Source organism: Pseudobythopirellula maris (genome assembly GCF_007859945.1).
GTDB classification, from domain to species: domain Bacteria; phylum Planctomycetota; class Planctomycetia; order Pirellulales; family Lacipirellulaceae; genus Pseudobythopirellula; species Pseudobythopirellula maris.
In genome coordinates, this window is record NZ_SJPQ01000001.1 from 300,971 (window position 1) to 325,413 (window position 24,443).

The 24,443-nt window shown below is 66.0% G+C and carries 14 protein-coding genes and 1 tRNA gene; 5 read left to right on the forward strand and 10 right to left on the reverse strand.

The features are described from left to right. Nucleotides 1–57 precede the first annotated feature (57 nt). The 4 genes from Mal64_RS01115 to Mal64_RS01130 all read right to left on the reverse strand — a co-directional run bounded on the left by Mal64_RS01115 (nucleotide 58) and on the right by Mal64_RS01130 (nucleotide 5,144). Entirely contained in the window at nucleotides 58–1,230 is a 1,173-nt protein-coding gene (locus Mal64_RS01115; protein WP_146395868.1) for a DUF819 family protein, read from the reverse strand. A gap of 343 nt (nucleotides 1,231–1,573) precedes the next feature. Then, nucleotides 1,574–3,679 (reverse strand): helix-hairpin-helix domain-containing protein, encoded by a 2,106-nt coding sequence (locus tag Mal64_RS01120; RefSeq protein ID WP_146395870.1) that lies wholly within the window; start codon nucleotides 3,677–3,679, stop codon nucleotides 1,574–1,576. Then, nucleotides 3,633–4,388, reverse strand: a complete 756-nt coding sequence (locus tag Mal64_RS01125) for a PP2C family serine/threonine-protein phosphatase (protein ID WP_146395873.1) — start codon at nucleotides 4,386–4,388, stop codon at nucleotides 3,633–3,635. Before Mal64_RS01125 ends, Mal64_RS01120 begins: the two co-directional genes overlap by 47 nt. A 72-nt stretch (nucleotides 4,389–4,460) precedes the next feature. After that, complete coding sequence (locus Mal64_RS01130; protein ID WP_146395875.1) at nucleotides 4,461–5,144, reverse strand: vWA domain-containing protein; 684 nt, start codon at nucleotides 5,142–5,144, stop codon at nucleotides 4,461–4,463. 422 nt (nucleotides 5,145–5,566) lie between these two features. On the opposite strand from Mal64_RS01130, the gene Mal64_RS01135 reads away from it, so the two are divergent. Continuing rightward, the gene (locus Mal64_RS01135) at nucleotides 5,567–6,634 is read left to right on the forward strand and encodes an alpha/beta hydrolase (RefSeq protein ID WP_197525321.1); all 1,068 of its coding nucleotides are present in this window, start codon (nucleotides 5,567–5,569) and stop codon (nucleotides 6,632–6,634) included. A gap of 151 nt (nucleotides 6,635–6,785) precedes the next feature. On the opposite strand, the gene Mal64_RS01140 is transcribed toward Mal64_RS01135, so the two are convergent. Beyond that, the gene (locus Mal64_RS01140) at nucleotides 6,786–8,177 is read right to left on the reverse strand and encodes a sigma-54-dependent transcriptional regulator (protein WP_146395879.1); all 1,392 of its coding nucleotides are present in this window, start codon (nucleotides 8,175–8,177) and stop codon (nucleotides 6,786–6,788) included. Continuing rightward, nucleotides 8,170–9,627: a sensor histidine kinase gene (locus Mal64_RS01145; protein WP_146395881.1), complete on the reverse strand. Its 1,458-nt coding sequence runs from the start codon at nucleotides 9,625–9,627 to the stop codon at nucleotides 8,170–8,172. Before Mal64_RS01145 ends, Mal64_RS01140 begins: the two co-directional genes overlap by 8 nt. Nucleotides 9,628–9,875: 248 nt before the next feature. On the opposite strand from Mal64_RS01145, the gene Mal64_RS01150 reads away from it, so the two are divergent. Then, nucleotides 9,876–10,901 (forward strand): DUF1559 family PulG-like putative transporter, encoded by a 1,026-nt coding sequence (locus Mal64_RS01150; RefSeq protein ID WP_146395883.1) that lies wholly within the window; start codon nucleotides 9,876–9,878, stop codon nucleotides 10,899–10,901. Between the two features lie 99 nt (nucleotides 10,902–11,000). Here the strand turns inward: Mal64_RS01150 and Mal64_RS01155 are convergent. Continuing rightward, nucleotides 11,001–11,074 (reverse strand) — tRNA-Arg (locus Mal64_RS01155). Between the two features lie 560 nt (nucleotides 11,075–11,634). On the opposite strand from Mal64_RS01155, the gene Mal64_RS01160 reads away from it, so the two are divergent. The 3 genes from Mal64_RS01160 (at nucleotide 11,635) to Mal64_RS01170 (ending at nucleotide 16,280) form a co-directional block, all read left to right on the forward strand. Beyond that, nucleotides 11,635–12,318: a PEP-CTERM sorting domain-containing protein gene (locus Mal64_RS01160; protein WP_197525322.1), complete on the forward strand. Its 684-nt coding sequence runs from the start codon at nucleotides 11,635–11,637 to the stop codon at nucleotides 12,316–12,318. 89 nt (nucleotides 12,319–12,407) lie between these two features. Beyond that, the gene (locus tag Mal64_RS01165; protein WP_231993614.1) at nucleotides 12,408–14,546 is read left to right on the forward strand and encodes a DUF1559 family PulG-like putative transporter; all 2,139 of its coding nucleotides are present in this window, start codon (nucleotides 12,408–12,410) and stop codon (nucleotides 14,544–14,546) included. Nucleotides 14,547–14,645: 99 nt separating this feature from the next. Next, nucleotides 14,646–16,280 (forward strand): hypothetical protein, encoded by a 1,635-nt coding sequence (locus Mal64_RS01170; protein ID WP_146395889.1) that lies wholly within the window; start codon nucleotides 14,646–14,648, stop codon nucleotides 16,278–16,280. A gap of 52 nt (nucleotides 16,281–16,332) precedes the next feature. On the opposite strand, the gene Mal64_RS01175 is transcribed toward Mal64_RS01170, so the two are convergent. The 3 genes from Mal64_RS01175 to Mal64_RS01185 form a co-directional block, all read right to left on the reverse strand. After that, nucleotides 16,333–19,746, reverse strand: a complete 3,414-nt coding sequence (locus tag Mal64_RS01175; protein WP_197525324.1) for a CotH kinase family protein — start codon at nucleotides 19,744–19,746, stop codon at nucleotides 16,333–16,335. A 791-nt stretch (nucleotides 19,747–20,537) separates the two neighbouring features. After that, the gene (gene katG, locus Mal64_RS01180) at nucleotides 20,538–23,021 is read right to left on the reverse strand and encodes a catalase/peroxidase HPI (protein ID WP_315852741.1); all 2,484 of its coding nucleotides are present in this window, start codon (nucleotides 23,019–23,021) and stop codon (nucleotides 20,538–20,540) included. 249 nt (nucleotides 23,022–23,270) lie between these two features. Beyond that, the gene (locus Mal64_RS01185) at nucleotides 23,271–24,374 is read right to left on the reverse strand and encodes a glycoside hydrolase family 43 protein (RefSeq protein ID WP_146395894.1); all 1,104 of its coding nucleotides are present in this window, start codon (nucleotides 24,372–24,374) and stop codon (nucleotides 23,271–23,273) included. Between the last annotated feature and the right edge of the window lie 69 nt (nucleotides 24,375–24,443).

The window sequence follows — 24,443 nt, forward strand, 5'->3', positions numbered from 1 at the left end:
CTGTAGGCAAGGGAACTGCCGTGTCGTGCCCGAAGCATTACGCCCTGCGGCCACTCTCTACCCACTCACCCACCAGCACAGCAGCGCCGTGAAGTACGCCGCGAAGTTGCCCACGGCGTAACCCATCAGCGCCATCAGGATGCTCGCCGGCACGAGGCTCTCCTGGTGGTGCGAGGCGACGACCGACGCCGAGGCCGCCCCGCCGATGTTCGCCGCGCTGGCGATCGCCGCGGTGTGCACGTCGACCCGCAGCAGCTTGGCGCCGAGCAGGCAGAACGCGCCGTGGATGAAGATCCACACCGCCGAGCCGATGAGAAACGGGACCGCTTGCGACGCCGCCCGGTCGATCTCCGCCATGGCGCCCATCCGCGCGACGAACAGGTAGACCAGCGCCATGCCAAGCTCGTGGCTGCCGGGGAGGCGACTGAGCGGCGTGAACGACAGGCCGATGCCGATCGTCGTGATCAAGAGGATCCGCCACGTCCCGGCGCTCAGGTAGGGCTGGAACTCGGGCAGCAGCGTGGCGATGAATTCCGCCGCCGCCATCGCCGCGAACGCGACACACAACAGCGACAGCAGGTCGGCCGTGCCGGGCGGGCGGGCTTCGACCCGCTCGGCCGCGATGGCGGCCTCCATCCGCTCGAGCCGCTCGGGCTCGACGCCCGAGAAGCGGGCGAACCGGTCGGCGAACTTCTTGGACCCGAGCAAGATCGGCAGCCAGATCACGTAGATCGTCGAGTCGCCGAGCACGGCGAGGCCGAACTCGGCGCCGCCCGCGTCGATCATCTCGCTCACTGCGGCCATGTTGCCTGTTCCGCCGATCCAGCTGCCGGCCAGCACGCCGAACGCCTTCCAGGCGTCGGGGCCGAGCCACGGTTTGACAAGCAGCAGGCCGATTGGCGCGCCGACCATCACGCCGAGTGTGCCGAAAAGCATGACGCCAACGCCACGCCCCAGCACGCGCACGGCGCCGCCGATGTTCACCTTCAGCAGCAACAGCACCAGCATCATCGGCAGCACGAGCCGGCTCATCTGGTCGTACACCGGTGAGGCGGTCGGCAGCACGCCGCTGTTCGACAGCACGACGGGCGTGAGGTAGATGAAGATCAGCGGCGGCAGGTAATGGAACAACCGCCACCCGGTCCGCCGCTCGAGCCAGAAGAAGAAGGCGCCGATGCCGCTAAGCGCCGCAAGGATGGCGGGGGGGCTGGAGACGGGAAGCCAATCCATAGGGACAAGTTCTCAGAGCGTGCTAGGGGCCAAGAGGACGCCATCGTAGCATGCGGCTACAAGAGGCAAGCAACGCCGAAGAAAGTTTCGCGCAAAGGCGCGAAGATGCAAGAAGACAATGGGTAGCCCAGGTTTTCAAACCTGGGTCACCGCAGGCGACAGCAAGCAACAGAGCAAACGCTGTGTCACGAACGGCGCACCGGCTAAGGGCGTCAGACGGCGGCTTCATGTGGCTTCGCCACCCAGGTTCAAGAACCTGGGCTACCCCGCTTGAGTGGCCTTTCAGCGTACCGCTGAAAAACGCCCACCATGCATAGCCTAATGACGCAGTGCAACCGCCGGGCTATCCAAACAAGAACCAAACCATCATCGCCAGCAGCGGCGGCCCCACGGCGAAAGCGAACAGCACGCCGCCCGGTTGGTTGATGAGCCGCTCAATCGGCGATCTCAGCGCCTGGAAGTCCTGCAGGTCGCGGGCCATCTCGCGCCACTTGCGCACGCGGGCTTCGAACCGCGCGATGGCGGCTTCGAGGTAGCTGTGGCCGTCGAACGTGGCGGCCTTGAGCTTCTTCACGCCGTTCAGCACGCGCGTGGCCTTGACCAGCTTGAAGCGTTTGAGCGCTTCCTCCGGGTGCTGGGCGGCGTCGCGGGCCGTCATGCCGATCTCCGGCTGGTAACGGAACTCGGACTCGACCTCCGCACGCCAGTTGAGCAACGCGATGATCTGGTGCGGCTCGAGGTTCGGCACGCTGTTCAGGGCGACCGTGTCGATGTCGTTGACCGTCTCGATACCGAACGACTCGAGCATCAGCGCGATGCCTGTGGGGCGGCCGTTCGGTTCACGCAGGTGCTCGCGGACAGCGTGTTCGCGGAGGTACTTGGTGCGCTGCTTGTCGCGGGCGGCGGTCTCGATCTCGCGGATGACCTCTTCGGCCTTCTCGCCCCCCGAGCGGTAGTGGTCGACCTCGGTGTCGAGGTCCGACACGGCTTCGAAAAAAGCCTTGCGCTTGGCGGCGTGGCCGGCGACAACCTGCTCGGCGCCACGCTCGAGCTCGACGGTCAGCTCGTCGAGCCGGTACATGTCCTCCTCGAGTCGGCGGCGCCGTGAGCGTCCCTCTTTCGAGGCGCCCAGATAGCCCGCGGCGGCGATCCCCGTGGCGGCGGCGCCAATGGCCACCGGCAGACCGAGGCCCGAGAGCAACGCGGCGCCGGCCGAGACGCACCACGCCGCCGCGGCCCAGTCGACGAGCGACCAACGGGGCGGCGACTTCGGTTTCTTGATCGCCGGCATCGGCGGCACGGCCAGACGCTTGGTCAAGAGGTCGGGGAACTCGATCGTCGACGCCCGCGCGACCGCCGCCTCGACCGCTTGCAGCCGCCCCGAGCCGGATGCCGAGCTGTCGCCCATCGAGTCGGACGACGTGAAGAACGACGGGCCGCCGAGCCCCTCGATACGGCACCAGGGACAGCCCATGCGGGGGTTGGCGAACAGGTGCGTCGAATCGACCTCACACGTCTGCGGCGAGCGGACCAGGGAGTCGAGTTCGTTGGTCCAATCGAGGGCCGAGGGTCGTGAGCCCGGCTCGCCGCGCAGGGCCGCTTCGAACATCGCCGCCAAACGGGGCGTGAGGTCGTCGAGCGTGAGCGAGGCGGGGGGCGGGTCGATGCGCGTGGCGTCGCGGTCCTTGGAGAAGGCGAACCGCCGCTCGGCGATCGCCTTTTCGATCGGCATGTCGCCGTCGCCCAGGTAGCGGCCGGCGAACGGGTGGCGACCGATGAACAGCAGGTGGAAGATCAAGATAGCCAGCCCGAACGCGTCGTGCTGCGGCTCGCGTCGCACGTCGCGCAGCCGCATCGACTGCAACTCGGGCGGCGTGAAGTGGGGCGTGCCGACCGGGCAGGAGAAGAGCTTGCCCGAGGTCTCGATCTGGAACGAGTCGCAGTCGATAAACTGTACGCGCATCTGGTCGTCGACCAGCAGGTTGCCCTGGTTCACGTCGCCGATCACCATGCCGGCGCTGTGCATCGTGGCGAAGGCGGCGGCCGTGTTGCGGGCGGCCAGGGTGAGGTGGCGCCAGTGGGCGCCGGGGAAGTGCATCCGCCGGCTCGTGACGCCGTACAATTCGTGCAGCTCGCGGCTCTTGCCGACCAGCGGCAGCAGCAGCCCGAAGGGCTTGCCCGTCATCGAGTGGACCAAGAGCGACTTGGGCCAGGCCGAAACGGCCGTGAGTTGCTCGTTGCGCATCGCGACCATCGCCCGCAGCTTGTCGGCGTGCGACTCTTCGAGCGGGGTCTTGTGGTAGACCTTGGCCACGAGGCGCGGGGCGCCCGTGACGGCGTAAACGCGTCCCTCGCCGCCGCTGCCGATGACGTCGCCGAGTTCGACCCGGCGTCCCGCCTCGTCAGCCAGCGACAACCTGGGCTGCGAGGACGAGGGTTTTATCGTCATCAGATCGGACTCGAACGGATTCGGAATCGAGGAACTTGCTGAGCTCCGTCTCAAGAGCCAGCGGCTCGGCGGTGGAGCGGATCGCGTTGAACAAGGGTTGGAAGAACGGGGCGTGGGGCGTCTGGCCCTCGAACGACAGGGCGATTCGCTCGATGCCGTCCGTCAGCAGGGCGACCTCGGTGAAGGGACGCTCGATCGAGATAAACTCGAGGTGGTCGGCGTAGTCGTCCGCGGTCAGGAAGTTGGTCGAGTTGGCGTACTCACCCGATTGCGGCCAGAACACGACGCCCTGCACCCCGCCGCTGCTGAGCACGATGGCGCCGTCGCCGATCTGGAAAAAGACCGCCCGGTCGGCCGACAGCAACGCCGCGCAGAGCGTGGTCGCCAGCTCGCGCGAGGCGCACTCGCGGCGATCGGCCTCTTCGAACAGGCGGGCGCGGATGAGCTCGCACCAGTCGAGCACCATCTGGCGGTCGAGACTATTCAGTGCGGGGTCCGCTTCGAACAACTCCTCGGACTTCTCGGCTACGGTGTCGCAAGCGATCGACGAGCCGAGGTCGCTGTGCTTGGCGCTGCCGGCGCCGTCGGCCACGCAGGCGACGAGCGTGGCGCCGTCGCCCAAGACTCGAACAGCCTTGCTGTCTTGGCACGGTTCGTTCTTGGCGGCGTGCGATTGCCCCTGCACACTCTGTCCGATGCTTTGCCACATGGGCGGTTGCTGTTCCACACGGGGGGAGATTTCGCGCCCTTTCGACCAGGGCGGTGCGAGAGCCGGGGCGCGTTAGATCTGGGCCCAGCCCGAGGGCCCACTCGTGGGGTCTTCGAGCGGCACCTCGTCGCCCGGCGACGACCGCGAGACCGCCTGCTGCGAGTTCGAGAGCCAGCTGAACAGCTCGCGGAACTTCAGCCCGTCGAGCCACAGCGGCTTGCGCACGCAGATCTCGCCGAGGATCTCCATGTTGGCGCCCTCCACGCCCACGGCGAAGAAGCAGAACGCCTTGGTCTGCTCGCCGGTGTGGACGCGCGACACGATCGGCTTCCAGTGGTCGTTCGGCTCGCCGTCGGTGATCATGAAGATCCACGGGCGGTAGTAACCGATGCCGTTCTCACGGTAGGCGTTCTTGCGCTCTTCGATCATGTCGAGCGCCGTGCGGATGCCCTGCCCCATCGGCGTGCCGCCGCGCGGCTGGAGCGTGGGGGGATCGAAGTTCGCCGCCGTGGTGAACTCGGTCTTGCGTTCGACGTGGCCCCCGAACGTGACGATCGCCACCTCCACCCGCTTCGACGCCAGCGGGTCGGCCAGCAGCTCGTCGCGGTAGGCGGCCAGGCCGGAGTTCAGCTCGTTGATCGGCGGGCCCTGCATGGAGGTCGACGTGTCCACCAGCAGCACACACGGAACGCGCGGCTCGGGGTTCTCGGCGAACTCGACCGCGCTGAACACGCTGTCGGCTGAAACTTGGTCCATACTCCACGGCCTACTGATGATGAACTAGCGAGTGCGAGAATCGGAATATGCACACAGTATAATCAGCGCGCAAGCGTATTTTAACTGGCTTTTTGACCGCGGGTCCGAAGCCGCCTTGAGCGGTTGCTTTCGGAGTGGTTTTCTCACCAGGACTCGACTAAACCGGGGGCGATCGGTTCCTCCGATCCATCTCTGCACGAGCCGCACGCCGAGCCGCTAGGCGGTTTATCCCCGCCGGCTATTCGTCTGCAAAGCGCTGACTTTGGGTCCCCTCTAGAAAAAAACGACTCCCACGAACTCTGGTGGGGTTAGGAGGTTTGGCCGGAGTCTGGGCCCGCGCGGAGCAGAAAGACGCCCGCGTCTCGCTCGCTTTCACCTCCGTCGCAAACGATTCTCGCTACGCACGTAACGGAGAAGATCTCGTGAATCCGTCAAACGCCGTTCGCCCCGTTCGCTGCGGGATACTGCTCTTGGGGCTGAGCGCCTGCCTGGTTGCGAGACCCGCGATATCGCAGAGGCTTCAGCCGACTCACGATGACCTGACTTACGCAACCGCCCCGACCGACAGCGGCGCGGACAAGGACCTGCGTCTCGACCTTTGGCTGCCTCAGGTCTCGGCCGACAAGAGCCCGCTGGTGCTCTGGATCCATGGCGGCGGCTGGTCCGGCGGCTCTCACGACAACCCGCCGGCCGGGCTGACCCAACTGCTGCAGCGCGGCTTCGCGGTCGCCTCGGTGGAGTATCGGCTGAGCGGCGAAGCGATCGCGCCGGCGCAGATTCACGATGTCAAAGGCGCTGTCCGCTACTTGCGCGCCAACGCTGCGCAGTACCACCTCGACCCGAACCGCTTTGCCGCATGGGGGAGTTCGGCCGGCGGCCACTTGGCGGCCTTGCTCGCCACCTCCGGCGACATCGATGCGGCTGAGGGAGACATTGGGGGCAACCTTGACCAATCAAGCGCTGTCCAGGCAGCGGTCGATTACTTTGGACCGACGCACCTGCTGACCATGGAACTCGACGACCGCGACCCTCCGGGCAGCGTCATCGATCACGACGCGCCGAACTCGCCCGAATCACGATTGATCGGTTACGACGGCCCCGGGGAGGGGATCGGCGACCTGAGGGCGAATATTGGCAGCCTCGTCGCCCCGTACCCCGAGAAGGCCCGCTTGACGCACTTGATGAGTCCCTTGGCGCACGTTTCGTCGGACGACGCGCCGATCTATATCGCCCACGGCGACCTCGACACGAGCGTGCCGATCTTGCAGAGCATGCGGCTTGCGGCGGCGTTAGATTCGGCGGGGGTGGAGAACGTGTTCCGCCGAGTCGAAGGCGCCGGCCACGGTTTCGGAACCCAGTCTCCGATAGTCAACAGCGAGGCGATCGACTTCCTGGCATCGCGATTGTTAGCGGCGCCGGAGCCCCTGTCGGCTGCACTTGTGATGCTCGGCTGCAGCGGCCTAGGCGTGGCGAGAAGCCGAGCCGCTTAGAGCGGTATTCGAATTGGTGTGGACGAGGGGGGAAGCGATTGGCGGCGTGGCTAGGAAGCCGAAGCAGGCAATGCGGTGCATTGTCGATGCAGGCTGACGAAGCCATGACGCCGATCGCGAGCCGAGCGTCTACACCTATGAGCAAACCGCTCTAGCTCTGCTGGCCGTGCTCGGTTAGCTTGCGCTTAAGGGTCGTGCGGTGCAGCCCAAGCGCCCGGGCGGCCGGGGCGCACTCGTTGTCGTATTTCGCCATCGCTCTGGCTAGCAGCGGCCCCTCGACCTCACCGAGCAGCCGGCTGTAAACCGTGCCGAACGCCTCCGGGTCGTCGAGCAACTCCTCGGCCCTTCGCACCGAGACGTCGGAGAGGCGCGCGTCTGCGGTCTCGGCTTCCGCGGCGCCCAACCACGGCTGCGGAGCCGGCAGGTGCTCCGGCAGAATCGTCCCGCTGCGGGCCAACACCTGGGCGTGCTCGATCGCGTTGCGCAGCTCACGCACGTTGCCGCGCCACGGCCTCCGCTTCAGCTCGGCGAGGGTCTCGCTTGCCAGGGCGATCGGTTTCTCAGACGACTCCGACAGCGACAAAAAGTGCTGGGCGAGCAAAGGGATGTCGTCCGCTCGCTCGCGGAGCGGGGGGATCGCGATTTGGAAAGCGCTGATGCGGAAGTAGAGGTCGTGCCGGAACTCGCCCGCCTGGACTTGCGACAGCAGGTCTTGGTGCGTGGCCGTGATCACCCGAAAACGCGCCGGGGTCGTGCGGTCGGCGCCCACGGGCAGCACCTCGCCCTCTTCGATCGCGCGCAGCAGCTTCACCTGCAGCGGCATCGGGATGTCGCCCGCCTCGTCGAGGAACAGTGTGCCGCCGTGGGCACGAGCGAGCAGACCCGCGCGCGTGCGACTCGCCCCCGTGAACGAGCCGTCGACGTGGCCAAACAGCTCCGACTCGGCGACCGTGGGGCTCAGCGCCGCCACGTTGACCGCCACGAACGGGGCGGAGCTATTGGCGCTGTGGCGGTGAACGGCGCGGGCGGCCAATTCTTTGCCAACACCGCTCTCGCCCTGCAGCATCACGTTGGCCCGGGCAGAGGCGGCCAGCGCGATCTGCTTGAACAACGCTTGCATCTCAGCCGTGTCGCCGATCATCTCACCGTGGAGGCTCGGCGCCGGCGTCGCGGCCGACGGCGGCTCGCTACGCAACGCCCGAGTGATCGCCGAACGCACCTCGGCAAGATCGAACGGCTTGAGGAGGTACTCGAACGCCCCCCCCTGCACCGCGGCGACCGCGGTCTTCATGTCGCCGAACGCCGTCATGACAATAATCGGGGCCTCGAAAGCGAGCGCCTTCATCCGCTCCATCGCGGTGAGCCCATCGACGCCGGGCAGTCGCACGTCGAGCAGCACCAGGTCGGGCGGCAAAGCCTTCACGACCCGCAGGCCCTCCTCGGCCGAGGGGGCGGTCGTCACCGAGTGCCCCAGGCCCTCGCAAAGACGCTTGAGGCCCCAGCAGATCGATTGTTCGTCGTCGATGACCAACACGTTAGCCATGTGCGGCGGCTCCGGAGGGATGCGTAGGAAGGCGGAGGACGAACTGCGTCTCGCCCGCTTGGTTGTCGTCGGACCGACGACGCCAGTCGATCGTCCCCCCACACGATTCTACCGTGCGACGCGTCACGGCGAGACCCAGCCCGATGCCTTCGGGCTTGTCGGTCACAAAAGGGTCAAACAAAGAGTCGGACACTTCGGGGCTGGGGCCCTCGCCCGAATCGGCCACGAGCAGCTCGGCGCCGCGGGCGTTCGCCGTGAGTTCGATGCGTACGTAAGCGCCCGCGTGGGGCAAAGCTTCGGCCGCTCGCGCGGCGTGGCGCCGGGCGGCTTCCATGGCGTTGAGCAACAGGTTCATCACCGCCTGGCTCAGTTGCTGCGGATCGGCTTCGACCAAAATGGGGGAGTCCGGCGCACGCCAGTCGAGGGCCACCCCGGCGTGTTCGGCAGACGGCGTGGCCAACAACACCAGCCCTTCGACGAGCTCGACCAAGTCGAATTCCTGATCGCCGGGCGAGTCGTCCTCCTTGCCGAGCCTGAGCAGCTGCTGCAGCCGGTTCTCCATCAGCAGCAACTGCCGGCGGGCCACTTCGAGCGTGTCGTCGTCGGGGCCCGCGGCGGGACACGCCTCGGTGTGCAGGTCGACCGCCATCCGGCATCCGGTCGCCGCGTTGCGGATCTCGTGGGCCAAGCCCGCGCCGAGGGTCGAGAGCGTCCGCATCCGCTCGGCGCCGCGTACTTGTTGCTCGTACTCGGCGAGACGCCGCGCTGTTTGGTTGACCGCCAAGGCCAAACGGCGGGTTTCGTCGTCGGTCGTGGGGGGCTCCAACTCAGAAAAGTCGCCGCCCGCCAGTCGAGAGACCTCGGCGCCCAGGCGCCCTAGAGCACGGCTGATGCGCGACGCCACCAAGTGTGTCACAAGCATCACGGCGGCGATGGTCGCCCCACCTACCACGAGCGGCGGGAGGAAAAGCGAACGCCACGCGGCGTTGTACTCGTCGCGTGGAAAGAAGACATGCAAAACGCGCGGCGCGCGGACGGCCGAGGGCCGAGTGAGCCGCATCGAAGAGTGGTAATACCGGCGATCGGCGACCGTGACCATCTTTCCGAGCACGACCCGATCGGCCCCGGTGGCCGGCGGCGCGGTCGGTTGCGAGGGGGGGCTGAGCCCCTCGCCGCTCGAAGCGACCCGGTTGCCCGACTCGTCGAGCAGCAGGTATTCGGCGCCCGAGAGGCCTCGCATCTGCCGCAGCACCGCGTCGGTCAGCGGGAAGCGGCTCGCGTCGAGCACCGCCGCCACGCCACGCAATTGGTGCTCCACTCGGTCGCGGGTGCGCGACGTGGCGAGCCACGCATTGACCACCGCCACGGCGGCAAGGCTTGCTACGGCCACAGCCACGAGTGGGAACAAAAACTGATTTCGGATCGGCAGTCGCACGGGGCGTCTCGGCATGGCACAAGCGGTGGGAGCGCCGCATTGCGCGGCGCGAGTGTCGCGCCGTGCGACAGGTGTCGGCGCTATCTAACGCCGCGCTCTCGCGTTTTGGCCCCCTAATATTCGCCCCGTGATTATAACCGGCGTGAGAGGGATCAGCATGGTACGCCAAATGCTTGTTGCACCGGCGCTTCGCCCGAAAGGAACAAGCCGCCGGGCGAGGGCTCGCTCGGGCGTCAACAATCGTGGAACAGAGGAACCGAGGCATGAAGTACAGATCAGGCCACAACGCCGCTGGGGCGTTCACGCTCGTCGAGCTATTAGTCGTGATCGCGATTATCGGCATTCTGGTGGCGCTCCTGCTGCCGGCGGTGCAATCCGCCCGCGAAGCGGCGCGTCGGAACCAGTGCAAGAACAACCTCAAACAGCTCGCCCTGGGAATCCATAACTACGAGGGCTCGTTCCGCGAATTGCCACCCAGCGCCAACGTCGACTTGTCTGTCACTTCGACCGGCAACAACGGCTCTTGGGGCGTGCATGGCCGCATTCTGGACTACCTCGAAGAGTCTTCGCTCAGCCAACTCGTCAACCTCGAAGAGGCGTGGGACTTCCAACAACCGATCAGCGGGTTGCGGATCTCGACGTTCCAGTGCCCCAGCGACTCGCGCGCTCTGGAGGTTCGCGACCCTGGCAAAGACAAGGTATTGCTCTACGCGACGAACTACACCTTCAACATGGGGGTGTGGTTCGTGTACGACCCCAGCACCGACGAGGGGGGACAGGGGGTGTTTTTCCCCAACAGCAACCTACGCCTCGCCGAGGTGGTCGACGGAACCAGCAAGACGCTGCTCGCCGCCGAGGTGAAGGCCTGGACGCCATACACACGCAACGGCGGGCCCTCGCAAACCGACGTCCCGGAGAACGCCGAACAGGCGGCGGCGATCGTCGCCTCGGGGCCCGAAGAGAAAACGACCGGCCACACCGAATGGCCCGACGGACGCGTTCACCACACCGGCTTCACGGCGGCGATGACCCCCAACACCGCGGTGTGGTACGAGAACAGCAGCGGCGATACCGTCGACGCCGATTACAACTCGTGGCAAGAAGGCCGCAACGGATCGGCCGGCGCCCCGACTTACGCGATCATCACGTCGCGGAGCTGGCACCCAGGAATCGTGCAAGCCTCGATGGTCGACGGATCGGTGCAAACGATCTCCGACAACGTGGAGCTCGATGTGTGGCGAGCGATGGCTACTCGCAACGGCGAAGAAGTCTTCAACGCCAATTTCTAGCCGCTGCGGCCTGTAGGCCTAACCGCTTGAGCCGCAGTCGCTTGAGCCTAAGCAGCCACAAACAGTTCGGCGCCAGTTGAGAAATCACCGAGAAGAAAGTGACCCCGGCTGGATTCGAACCAGCAACCTTCGGCTTCGGAGGCCGACGCTCTATCCAGTTGAGCTACGGGGCCGCACAAACGGGGCTCGGACAAGCCCCTCATCGTCCGACCGTGGCGCCTCGCTAGAGCCTTGATGGCAAACGAGGCGCCGTCTACGCGGCCAAGACGAGCCGCGCGAAGGGCGTCAGCCTAACGCCGCCTCGGTCGCTACGCAACGCGTAGCGACCGAGGTTTTTTTACGCACAACCACGACCGGCCGATCGCCGCCGTGTGTGAGCCGCGTCTCTGCCACGCCGTGCGGGAAAGCACTTTACAACGCTCTTCGTACTCGTCGGTCGCCGGAAACTGGGTGATAACACCCAGCTTCCGGCCGGCGAAGTCCGCTAAACAGCACACGAAGCGGGCACTTTAGACATTAAAAATTGTCTAATCCTCCCTTGACGGTGAGTCCGTAGCTGATAATTTCTGTATTGAGACTCCGTATCAGGAGTGACGAGCCGATACAATCGACGTGAGATGAGCAACAAGCTTTGCTGGACTGATCGGCACGCCCCCCACCTTTGACTTCCCACCTTGCACCCACTGCAGAACGCCGCCCCCCCGTAGGGATGGCATGGAGAACGCTAATTACGATGCGCACCGTGACCGCTTTGATGACCGCCGCCATGTTGCTCACGACCGCCGGCCTCCATGCCGCCGACGTGACGATCACCGAGAACTTTGAGACCGACGCGGCCAGCTGGGAAAACCCGACGTTCTCTCCTCTCACCCACGTGCCGGCAGCGGGCCCTTCAGCGGACGGCTACGTGTCGACCGACTACGCGTTCGGCGATCTGCCCGATGGCGCCTTCGGCTTGGTGCTCTTCCGGGGCGAATCCTTCAACGGCGCCAGCGACGGTGAATTTGCCGGCAACTACATCGCCGATGGCGTCAAGCAGTTCAAGGCCTTGGTCCGCCACAACGCACCGCTCCCGCTGGTTTACAACGTCCGCTTCGCCAGCCCGTTCAACTTCCCGGGCTCCTCCGCCATTTTGCTGCCGCCCGTGATGCCGAACACCTGGACCGAGCTCGAAGTCAGCATCCGCCCGGGCAACAGCGAGTTTGTCACGTTCGAAGGAACCAACTTCAACACGGTGTTTTCTGACATCGGCAACTTGCAGATCGGCGTGAGCGTCCCCGCCGCGTTCGCAGACAGCCCGACGCCTTTCACTTACGATCTCGATTTCGTGTCGATCTCGACCGTCCCCGAGCCCGCCACGGTGGGCCTTGTGATGCTGGCCCTGGCTGGCTTGGTTGGACGTCGTTCACGGAAGTGATTCCTCACCCACTAACGGATTAGGCAGACGGCCCGCCGGCCGTTCATTGAGAGAAGATGGCCTCGATTCGGCATATTGCAGCCTTGTTTGTGTTGTCGCTGGCGGTTGAGCCAGGCGTTCTGTGGGGCGACACGGCTTCTTGGAGCCAGCCCGCCCTCGACACCGCGATCTACGGTCCGCTCGGCTCGCCCGGTTCGCGACCGCTGGGATCGTCGTTCGCCAATCAGTTCATGGTTTCCGAGGGGGCGTTCGTCGAGGGGGACCAGATCAACTCGGCGCGGCTGGGGCAGATCATGGCGGCGTTCGACACGTCCGAGGAGATCCCTACCGGGCTGCCGGCAAACCAGTACCAGATCGAGTCGCTCACGTTCACGGCGAGACTGTTCCCGGCGGGCGACGACCCGATGCTCTACGAGCCCAACCACGTGTCGATCGACGACTACCTGAGCGATTTTATCAACGGCGGCGTCGACGGGCGCCAGCCGATCGAGCTGTTCGGCGCGGGGCTGCGGGAATACGACGCCCTCGCTTTGGGCGAGAACAACAGCGGGGCTTTGTTCAGCGAGGCCACGGCGCCCTTCAGCGCCGAGGACGGCGGCTACGCGATCTACCCGGTGGTGGGCGACCCGACCACCGGCGAGTTGGTCGACGTGTCGAACAGCCCCTCGGGCGGATTCAGCGCCACCGAGCCCGACAACCACACCGAGGCGTTCGACGCCGTGCCGTGGGCCGTTGGTCAGACGAGCCTCAGCCCGGGCGCGGTGGTGCCGTCGAACACCACGTTCTCGTTCGAGATCGATCTCGGACAGCCGGGCGTGGTGGACTACTTGCAATCGGGTCTCGCGCAAGGAGCGTTGGGGTTCTTCGTCTCGTCCCTTCACCAAACCACCCAGTCGCAAGACGGCGTGTTCGCACGCTGGTTCATGAAGGAAGGCTCGCAGTTTCCCGGTTTCGAGGCGGCGTCGTTGTCGATCGCCTACGACATCGTGGAGAGCTTCCCGCCAGGCGACTACGACCGCAACGGCTTTGTGGACATGAACGACTATGATGCGTGGGTCGAAGCCTTCGGGGACCTCGTGGCCACCGCGGGCGACGGCGCCGACGGCAACGCCGACGGCGTGGTCGACGCGGCCGACTTCACCTTGTGGCGTGACAACCTGCCGCCCGCTGTGGCGCCCGCTATGAGTGTTCCCGAGCCGGCGTCGTTGGGCTTGCTGGCGGGAGCTCTGGTCCTGATGGGTGCTTCGCGCAGCCGCAGCCGTGTTCGAGCAGCGCGGCCTGCTGGCCGACCGACCGGTTTCACGCTCGTGGAGCTCCTGGTCGTGATCGCGATCATCGGCATCCTGGTGTCGCTGCTGCTGCCGGCCGTGCAGTCGGCCCGCGAGGCGGCCCGCCGCTGCAGCTGCCGCAACAACATCCGCCAGATCGGCCTGGCCTCGCTCAACTACCACGACGTCAACCGCCACCTTCCCCCGCCTAAAGTCTCCGATCAAGGCCACTACCGCGAACGGCTGGGGGGCGCCTTGGTGCTGCTGCTGCCCTACTTGGAAGAGGGGAATCTGTTCGCCGGTTACGACCTGACGAAGACGATCAGCGACCCATCGAACACGCCGGTCACGACTTCGACGATCTCGGCCTACCTCTGCCCGTCGATGCGTTTGCCGACCAAAACTCCCGACTCGGGCGAGCGTCCCCTGGGACCGGGCAGCTACCTGATCTCGGTGCAGACCGACATCTACAATTTCTTTGAGTACTCTGTCGGCGAAACCGTCAACGATGGCGCCTTCGATCACCTCCCCAAGTCGGGCCGCTACGACTTGGACCTGGCGAAGATCACCGACGGCACGTCAAAGACGCTGCTGGCGGGCGAGATCAACTACGCCTACGAGCCGTACGAATCGGCGCCGGGGCTTACGCCGGCCAAGGCCGGCACGTTGTATACCTTCGCCTGGGCGGAGGGCTATCCGAATCTCGCCTGGGGGCAGATGGCCACGCTAGCCCCGCAGTACTCGGACGTCGACTTGTTCAACAACTCCCAGCTCAGCGAAGAAGAATACAAATCCGTCTCCTCCCAAGCCACTCGCACCTACCGCAGCGATCATCCCGGCGGGGTCAATTTCGTGTTCCTGGACGGCTCGGTGCGGTTCCTCCGCGACGGAATCGACCTCGAAACGCGTAAAGCGCTCGTCACTCGCAACGGTGGCGAAGTGGTCGCCGATAGCTATTAGTCTCTTGCACCCAGGCTCACCACCCAGGCTATCTCCCATTCTCCCGCTGCGTCGCTCGTTATGCACGGCGGCGCCAGTGGTTACGCAAGGATTTTTCACGTGAAGACCCGATTCGTTAGCTCACTGGTTTGCTCGCTGGCCGTCCTCCTGCTGCTGGCCGCCCCCGCCTGGGCCCATTTCGCCTGGCTCGCCACCGACGACGAGGGCCGCGCCTTGCTGTTCTTCAACGAGAGCCCCGCCGAGCGCGACTACCACCTGCCCGAGAGCGTGGCCGAGGCCGAGGTCTTCGCCACGGTCGATGGCGCCGGGCCGGCGCGCGTCGAGCTGAGCGAGGTGGACGAAGAGGGCTTTGTCGGCTGCCGATCGGCCGAGCCGCTCGCCGCCGGCGCCACGCTGTCGACCGACTTCGTGTACGGCAACTACCACGGCACGCTGCTGACCTACTCCGCCCGCTACGCCGCCACGGCCGAGGGCCTGGCTTCCTCGACGAGCGAAGAGGGCCTCTCCGCCACGGCGGTGATGTCCGACGGCAAGCTCCGCGTGGCGGTCCGCTGGAACGGCCAGCCGCTGCCCGAGAGCACCGTGACGCTGCTCGCCGCCGGCGCTGAGCCTGTGGAAGCGACAACCAACATTGACGGCGCCGCCGAGTTCGACCCGCCGGCCGAGGGCCTGTGCGGCGTGCTGATCGGCCACACCGACGACGACGCCAAGGGCGAGATCGACGGCGAGGAGTACACCAGCGCCTCGAACTTCCTCACGCTCACCTTCAGCAAGGGCGAGACCAAACAAGAATCGTCGGACGATGCTTCGCCCGACGAAGAGGACGAGGCGTCGTTCTTGCCCGAGCTGCCCGAGGCGGTCTCGAGCTTCGGCGCCGCGGTGGCGGACGGCTGGGTCTACGTCTACAGCGGCCACACCGGCACGGCCCACGACCACTCGCGGGCGAACCTGTCGACGCGATTTGTTCGCACCCGCGTGGGCGGCGATCTCGACTCGTGGGAGGAGCTGCCGATGGGCCTCCCGCTGCAAGGACTGCCGTTGGTGTCCCACGGCGGCAAGCTCTACCGCGTCGGCGGGCTGCTCGCGCACAACCTGCTCGACGAAGACGAAGACCTGCACTCGCAGGCGGCCTTCAGCGAGTACGACCCCGAGACGCGTCGCTGGACCGACCTCGAGCCGCTGCCGCTGGCCCGCTCTTCGCACGACGCCGTGGTGATCGGCGACAAGCTCTACGCCGTCGGCGGTTGGACGCTCCAGGGCGACGAGGGAAGCGAGTGGATCGACAAGGTCCACGTCTACGACTTCGCCGACCCCGGCGCCGGTTGGACGGCGATCGACCAGCCGTTCGAGCGTCGCGCCTTGGCCGCGGGCGAGTGGAACGGCAAGCTGCTGGCGATCGGCGGCATGGAGTCGAGCCACGGCATCTCGCAAGAGGTCAACTGCTACGACCCCGCTAGCGGCGAGTGGACCACGCTGGCCGACTTCCCCGGCGAGGGGATGAGCGGCTTCGGCGTGTCGGCCTGGAACCACGGCGGCAAGCTCTACGCCAGCGGCTTCGAAGGCGTGCTCTACCAGCTCTCGGATGACGGCGCCGAGTGGACCAACGCCGGCGAGCTAGCCACGCCGCGATTCTTCCACCGCCTGGCGCCGGGCGCCGGCAAGCAGATGCTCGTGATCGGCGGCGCGTCGGCCGAGAAGGGCCACCTGGCGAGCGCTGAAGCGCTGAGCCTTTGAGACCATGAAGCAGCGGTTAGCCTCGACAAAAACCTCCCCGCCCTGGAGTAGATCACACCCCGAAGCGATCGTCTCCCACCGTTCGCACCAACTCGGGTGCCGCTTCCTCCTCGCCCTTGTCTTGGACGGAGCCTCTTAGCAGCTCGGCGACTTCACGCACGGCGGGGGGCGCCGCGTCGTAGAGCAGCAGCAGGCCCGCGTCTGAGGCGGTCGCCGGCGCCGGCGTTTGGGGCGGCGCCTCGTAGGCGGCTTCGCTGAACGATGAATCGCTCAACAGGGCGAACACGGCTTGCCGTGCGCGCGTATCGACGGCCTGCGACGCGGCGTCCATGGGAGACGAGTTGGCGGCGGCGAGCGACACGACCGGCGCGATCGCCGCCACGCCGTAGAGCGTGGTCGTGTCGCCGAGTCGGTCCCGCCACACGGTGAAGTCGGCGGCGTCGACGACGCCGTTGTGGTTGCCGTCGGCGCCGAAGCCGGGGGCCGCCACCGCATCGCCGAAGGCGGCGACCCACGCCTGGTAGTCGTCCGTGTCGACGACGCCGCTGGCGTCGTAGTCGCCGGCGATCGGCAGGCCCGCGTCGCCCGGCGAGCCGAAGGGGTAGATGCTCGCGCGCCAGTTGCTCGGGTCGCTCGCGTCGCCTAGCGGGTCGACGATCTCGAGCGACGGCCCGTCGCCGTCGGGCGTGGTCGGCCATGGGGCGTCGTCGCTGTAGCTGAAGGTGTGGAGGAGCTGACCCGTGGGCCCGAGGAGCGTGACCGTTTCGCCGCCGTTGCTGAGGTTACGGTCGCCGAAGCCGGTCGGGGCGAGGTTGATCCCCGCGCCGTAAACCGACTCGAAGGCGGCCGTGTTGCGGGCCACGACGATCCGCTCGCCGGCGCCGAGCGTGAGGCCGTCGTCCAGCGAGTAAGCCTCGCTGGCGAAGCCGGCGATCTGCACGCCGTCGAGGCTCACCGGCGCCGCGCCAATGTTGAGGATTTCGAGGTACTCGAGGTCCTCGTCGTCCGGGATCCCTTCGAAATCGGCGGGGTGGTACTGCAACTCGACGACGCGCAGCGCGGCGGGGTCGCCCATTTCGGCGGAGGTGAACTCGGCCTCATTGAGCGCAGACCACTCGCCGTTGTCGAGCACGCGAGCGCGGACCGTCGTGCCCGGAGCGACTGCGATCAGGCCGCCCTGGTGTAGTATCGCGTTCGGGTTGATCTCGCCGCCGATCTGGCGGGGATCGGAGCCGTCGAGGGTGTACCACACCTGGCCGGTGGGTGCGGAAACAGAGAGCTCAAAGCCGGGAGCAATCGGCCCGCCGTGCTGGCTGAACACCGGCGCCACGGCGTCCGGGTACAGCCCGTAAGCCTTGAATTCGTTCATCACGTAGCCGCCGCGATTCGGCAGGTACTCGTTGAGGATCCAGTCACGCTCGGCGAGCCAGTCGCCCTGGGTCAGCGGTGTGCTGTGTATGATGTCGCCCCAACGGGCAGACTCGCCGACGACGGCGAGCTCGACCTTATCCGCCAATTGCTGGTATCGCTCGATGAGTTTGTCGGGAGTGAGCAAGCCGTCGTTGAAGAAAAACTTGTGCACGTGGTCAGCGAATGCGATGCGGTATTCGGGGTTGGCCTGCAAGTTCTGGTGGGGCTGGCCCGCACTCGTGAAGGGCTGATTGAGCGTCACCGCATCCAGTGGAGAGCGGTAGCGATCATTGCCCATCGTGTTTTCGAAGTCCCAGTTAAAGAACTCGAAGCCGGTGGTGGTAGCGTCGATGCGGTCCCGGCCGGCCCACCAGTTCTTGAAGGGCCAATCCGCGTTTCCGCCCCACACATTGATGGCGATGTAGTCGATGTAGCTCTCAACGTTCAGCAGGGGCGCCACCCCGCTGGGCTCGCCGTCCGGCCCTAGCCCCTGAAGTTCTAGGTAGGCTTGGAGAGAAGAACCGGCTGCTTCCGTTTTGTCTCGCATTGCGACCCAGGCGAGGTGATCGCCCTCCGACACCTCATCGGCATGCATCGAGTCCCAGTTCTCCGGTTCGCCGCCGAAGTACTCGGCGGCGAACGCGGCGTCGGGGCGTTCGGTCGGGTTGTACAAACCCCAATAGACTCCATTGATGTAGAGGTGGGCGAAATCGCCATGCGCACTAGGCCGTCCCGCCGCGTTCTGCAGGCTGCGCCCGAACTCGTCGCGGGTGAACTGCTCCGTGTAGCGAGCGCTGCCCCACGAGTAGCCATCGTTGCCGCCCGCCCGCAGCACGAGGGTGTTGTAGGAATCGGTCGCGTCATCGAAGAGTGGGTACTGAAGCTCAGCGGCGCCATACTCGCTCTTGAATAACAGGCGGAAAGATCGCTTCTCGGATCTGCGGAAGTATCCGCCCTGGATGCGAAGGCCCGCGTTCTCTTGAAACTCCTGGTACCCATCGGCCGTGATCCACTCGACCGACGCGGGCCGCTCCCATCCAGGGCCTCGCCCGGAGGGGTTGTCATAGATGCCAGAGTCGCCAAACAGGTCGTCGATATCCGCCACAATCGAGATCGAGGGAATCGACAGCAGTCCCTCCTCGAGCAGAGCCGCGTACTGGCCGCCGTAGTTGTCGCCACCGATCGGGACGCCGTCTTCATCGAATTGGCCGACCACTTCGGAGTCGAGTCCGTAGAGTTCCGCCTCGTAGCCCTCTCGACCCGGAAATCCGGCCTCGTACGCCGCCGTCCCGTCCTGACGCAAGACATCATGCATGAATAGGTAAGTCTGGGTGTCGACGTTTGTCGCCAAGTAGTCGATCTTGGTAGCGACCGCGCGGAGCACCGTCGTCTGATCGATTGTCAGGGCGCCGCTGTACAGTGTGCCGTTCATCGGACCGGGGGCCGAGCCATCGGTTGTGTAGTAGATCGACGCCAGGGGCGTGTCGCTGCTGATCTCCACCTCGAACGGTGCGTCGTAGAAGCCGCGGTCGACGCTGAACCGGGTGTCCCCGACCACGCCCATCAGGCCCGCGCCGTTCGGGCCGCCGGGGGTGGGAGCGTCGAAGTACCGCGGCTCGCCATCGCTGGCCAGTCCGTAGGAGACATCGGGAAACTGCTCAGGGAACTCGGGAGCGAACTGGTGGACGAGCGTAACGGCGAGCGTTGTGGGGTCTTCGTAGACGAGGGCTAGCTCTTCGCCCCCGGAGCTGAGCTTGAAGTTCGTGTGGTAGTACCCGCCGCCGTCCTGCTTATCGACGATCGGGATTCCCTCGTAATCGACCGGCGCCGACGCGAACACGACCAGGTAGCCACCCGCTGGCAGCACAACGGCGGGCAACGCCCACTTCGTCGGGTCGCCGAGATCGTCTGTCAGGTAGTGGTTGCTAAGCTCGGCCGAGGCTTCGCCGGCGTTGTGGATCTCGACCCAGTCTTCGTACTCGCCGTCGCCACTCGGCAGCGTCGAGACGTTGGTCGCCATCAGCTCGGTGATCAACAGGTTCGAAGCCGTGAGCATCTGACGCGGCTCCAACGACTCAATACCGAAACGGCGACGCGGACGGGGATGGTGCTGGGGCATGTTCGTCTTGAGAACTGACGCGAAGCTCGCCGACGCTGGGGGCGCGGGGAAAATCTATGGCGGGAAAAGATTGTCTTGTGAGACCCGTGTCGCTGTTGCGAGGGACTCGCCTATTGTAATCGATCGTGACCGTAGGATCCTAGTAATTGAACCCGCCATGGCGCCCCCCGGCCCCGTCGTCTCCAATCCCGTCGTTCCCAGCAAGGGGCTACAGGTGCAGAACAGCCGGTCGATCGGCTCGTGTCGCTCCGCGATCCCGACATTATGCTGAATCGCGACTACAGTCGAGAACGGTCCGGCGTGCGTCAACCACTCGGCGCGCTGACCTGCGTTTGGGTGAGGTTGCTATTTCGTTCAGACAAAGCCGATCAGATCCACTCACGCCTCACACGATTCATCGCATACTGAAACGGCGCTCGCATACCGATTCACTTCGACATTGACGCGACTGCGCCGCCCACCAACGATCTCCAACGTGTCCAGTGGCGTCTGACGGTCGATGCGATGCCTCACTTCTGGGCGCAGTTTTGCGTGCCCGTGCACGTCTTGGATCAAGTGGCTCCTGCCGATTCTCTGAGCTGAGCAAACCGTTCGAGATCGCGGCTCTGGCGCGGTACGAAAAAACCCACCGCACGGCGGGGGGGCGCCGTGCGGTGGGTGAGTGACGGGACACTCGGTCCCGTACGTATTTTCAGAGCGACGAGAGTCGCGGCGCCGAGTCTCGCGGGTCAGCGAGCCGCCACCGGGCCCGAAGCTTCGCCAGCGGCGCGGTCCAGGTCGAAGCGGTCGAGCCGCATCACCTTGACCCAAGCCGCGACGAAGTCGTCAACGAACTTCTGCTTCGCGTCGTCGGTGGCGTAAGCCTCGGCGATCGCCCGCAGCTGCGAGTTCGAGCCGAACACCAGGTCGACCCGCGTGCCGGTCCAGCGGGCGTCGCCCGACTTGCGGTCAAGGCCCTCGTACACGCCCTCATCGTCAGCCGGCTTCCACTCGGTACCCATGTCGAGCAGATTCACGAAGAAGTCGTTCGTGAGCTCGCCCGGCTTGTCGGTCAGCACGCCGTGCTGGGCGCCGCCGTGGTTGGCGCCGAGCGCCCGCAGGCCGCCGACCAGCACCGTCATCTCGGGGGCGGTGAGGTTCAGCAGCTGCGCCCGGTCGACCAGCAGCTCCTCCGCCGAGCGGTCGTAGTCGCCGGCGAGGTAATTGCGGAATCCGTCGGCGGTCGGCTCGAGCGGGGCGAAGGAGTCGGCGTCGGTCATCTCCTGCGACGCGTCGGTGCGGCCGGGAGCGAACGGGACCGAGACATCGAGTCCAGCCTTCTTGGCCGCCTCTTCGATGGCGGCGGCGCCGCCGAGCACGATCAGGTCGGCGAGCGAGACTTGCTTGTCGCCGCCCTGGGCCTCATTGCTCTGGGCCTCGTTGAAATCCTTCTGGATCTCCTCGAGCTTGGAGAGCACCTTGGCCAGTTGCTCCGGCTCGTTGACCTCCCAGTCCTTCTGCGGCGCGAGACGCAGTCGGGCGCCGTTCGCCCCGCCGCGGTTGTCGGAGCCACGGAACGACGCCGCCGAGGCCCATGCGGTCGAGACCAGCTCGGAAGCCGAGAGGCCCGAATCGAGGAGCTTGGCCTTCAGGTCGGCCACGTCGGCGTCGTCGATCTGCTCGTAATCGGCCGCGGGCACGGGGTCTTGCCACACTTGCGGCTCGGGAACCTCCGGGCCGAGGCAGCGGGAGTAGGGACCCATGTCGCGGTGGGTGAGCTTGTACCACGCCTTGGCGAAGGCGAGCTCAAACTCCTCCGGGTGCTCGTGGAAACGCTTGGAGATCGGCCCGTAGATCGGGTCGAGCTTGAGCGCCAGGTCGGTTGTGAACATCATCGGGGCGTGCGACTTGTTGGGGTCGTGGGCGTCGGGCACCGTGCCGTCGGCGGCGCCGTCCTTGGGGGTCCATTGGTGGGCGCCGGCCGGGCTCTTGGTCAGCTCCCACTCGTGGGCGAACATGTTGTCGAAGTAGCCGTGCGACCAGGCGGCCGGAGTCGAGGTCCAGGCGCCCTCCAGCCCGCTGGTGATCGTGTCGCCGCCGGCGCCCGTGCCGTGGTTGTTCGCCCAGCCCAGGCCCTGCTCTTCGATCGGGGCCTCTTCGGGCTCGGGGCCGACGTTGCCCTGCGGCGTGGCGGCGCCGTGGGCCTTGCCGAACGTGTGGCCGCCGGCGATCAGCGCCACGGTCTCCTCGTCGTTCATCGCCATGCGGCCGAACGTCTCGCGGATGTCCTTGGCGGCGGCGAGCGGGTCGGGCTTGCCGTTGGGGCCCTCGGGATTGACGTAGATGAGACCCATCTGCACGGCGGCCAGTGGGTTCTCGAGCTCGTGCTCGCCCTTGTAACGCTTGTCGGCAAGCCACTCGCTCTCAGGGCCCCAGTAGACGTCTTGCTGCGGCTCCCAAACGTCCTCGCGGCCGCCGGCGAAGCCGAAGGTCTCGAAGCCCATCGACTCGAGCGCCACGTTGCCGGTGAGCACCATCAAGTCGGCCCACGAGATCTTGCTGCCGTACTTTTGCTTGACCGGCCAGAGGAGGCGGCGGGCCTTGTCGAGGTTCGCGTTGTCGGGCCAGCTGTTGAGCGGCGCGAAGCGCTGCGTGCCGTCCGAAGCCCCGCCGCGGCCGTCGGTCACCCGGTAGGTGCCGGCCGAGTGCCACGCCATGCGGATGAAGAGCGGCCCGTAGTGGCCGTAGTCGGCCGGCCACCAGTCTTGCGAGGTGGTCATGACCTCCTCGATGTCCTTCTTCAGCGCCGCCAGGTCGAGCTTGCCGAACTCTTCGGCGTAGTCGAAGTCGGCGCCCATCGGGTTGCTCTTGGCCGAGTTCTGGTGCAACACCTGCAAGTTCAGCCGGTTCGGCCACCAGTCCTGATTCGACATCGTCAAGACTTTGGTGTTGCGATCGGCGGCCGGGTGGGCGTCTTCCGTGTTGCCCTCGGCCTTCTCGGCGGAGACCTTGTCGAGCGACGCCTGCATCGCCGTGATGTAGTGGATAGCGCCGCCCATGGGGCAGGCGCTGCAATTCGCCGCGGCGCCGTGGGGATTCGCCGCGGGGGCCGCGGCGGCGGAAGCCGGAGAGGCCTCATGGGCGGGGGCGTGATCGGCGGCGTCGGGCGAAGCCGCCAGGGCGACGCCGGGCGCCATCAGGGAGGCGATCAAAGTTAGCGAACGAATCGACATGCAGGGGCTCCGCAGTTGGGCAGTTGGGCAGTGAGGTAGTTGCTGAATCGGGCCGGCCTAACGCCGGGTATCTTCCGAAGTATAGGGCAGTTATTCCATACTTACCAATGCACAGTTTCTATCGATTCGATAACCTGTGGCTATAGCTCCGCCGCCCTTGAGGAGCCTGCTTGGGGGGGCGTGGCAAGCGGCGGCAGCGGCGAACCAGAGGCGAGTCGCTGCTCGGCAAATACGGAGGCTGCGCAGGCGTTATTCGGCTTTCAGGGAGACACCCCAGTGTTCTACAACCGCAGCGAGTTCGCTCTCCGTGAGGTGGGTCACCGCGCCGTGCTTGGGACGCTCGAAGTTGACGCCCTTCATCACGCCTTCATTGAACCGGCCGAGGTGCGTGTAGTGCTCGAAGTCGGTCGTCTCGCTGAACCCCATGTTGTTCGGCCGGCCGGCGTAGACGTCGTACATCAGCACATAAGCCCCCGTGTCGAGACGCCGGAAGACGTTCGGCGCTTCGGTCGAGACACGCTCGGGGTCGATCCGGCCCGGCCGGGCGACGTAGCCCTGGTCGAGGCGGTCTGACTTGGCGTAGTAGACCTTGCCGCCGGCGACGTAGTGCATGTGGTACACGCCATCGACAACGGCGATGTCGGCGTCGATGCAATCGATGTCCGTGAGCCTCTGCGGCGTCGACTCGAACGCGGTGAAATCGTCGTTGGCGTAAGCGTAGTAGATGTTCGGCGCTCCGTTGCGGAAACGCATGGTGAAGTAGACCATCATCTTGCCCTCCGCCGGGTCGTAGATCGTCTGCGGGGCCCACGTGCAGCCGATGTCGCCCAACTCGGGAAACGCCGAGTCGACCCGGTAGACGGCGTGGGTCCAGTGGATGAGGTCGTGCGACTTCATCAGCACCAACGCCCGGTTGTTGCCCCAGCCGTAGGCGTCCTCCGGTCGTTGCCAACGCTCGGACCGAAAACCTTTGCGGTCGCCGTAGATGTGCAGGTCGGTCATCGCGAGGTAGAAAGCGCCGTCGGGGCCGCGGGCGATGTGCGGGTCGCGGACCCCGTGCTGCTCGGCGAGATGTTCGCCGAGGAAGACCGGATCGCCGTCATTGACGTCCGTGAACGAGTAGCCGTCTCGGCTCACGGCGAGGTAGGCGCCGTGGGTCTCGTCCTTGAAGTAGACCATCGCGTAGCCGGCGAAATCTTTTTCGCTGGGCGCCTTGGCTCGTGGCGGCCCTTCCAGCTTGGGAACGATCACGACGCCCGGATCAGCGGCCTTCTCAGGAGAAGTCGCGGGTTGGGCGGCGGCGTGCCCCCCGAGTATCGCGGCGATAAGACCAGCTAAGAGAAGTCGGAGCATGGGAAAATCGTTGAGAAGTGGGGGCGTTACCAACAAGATGAGCAGCAGCGCAACGTCGCCAAGTGATCA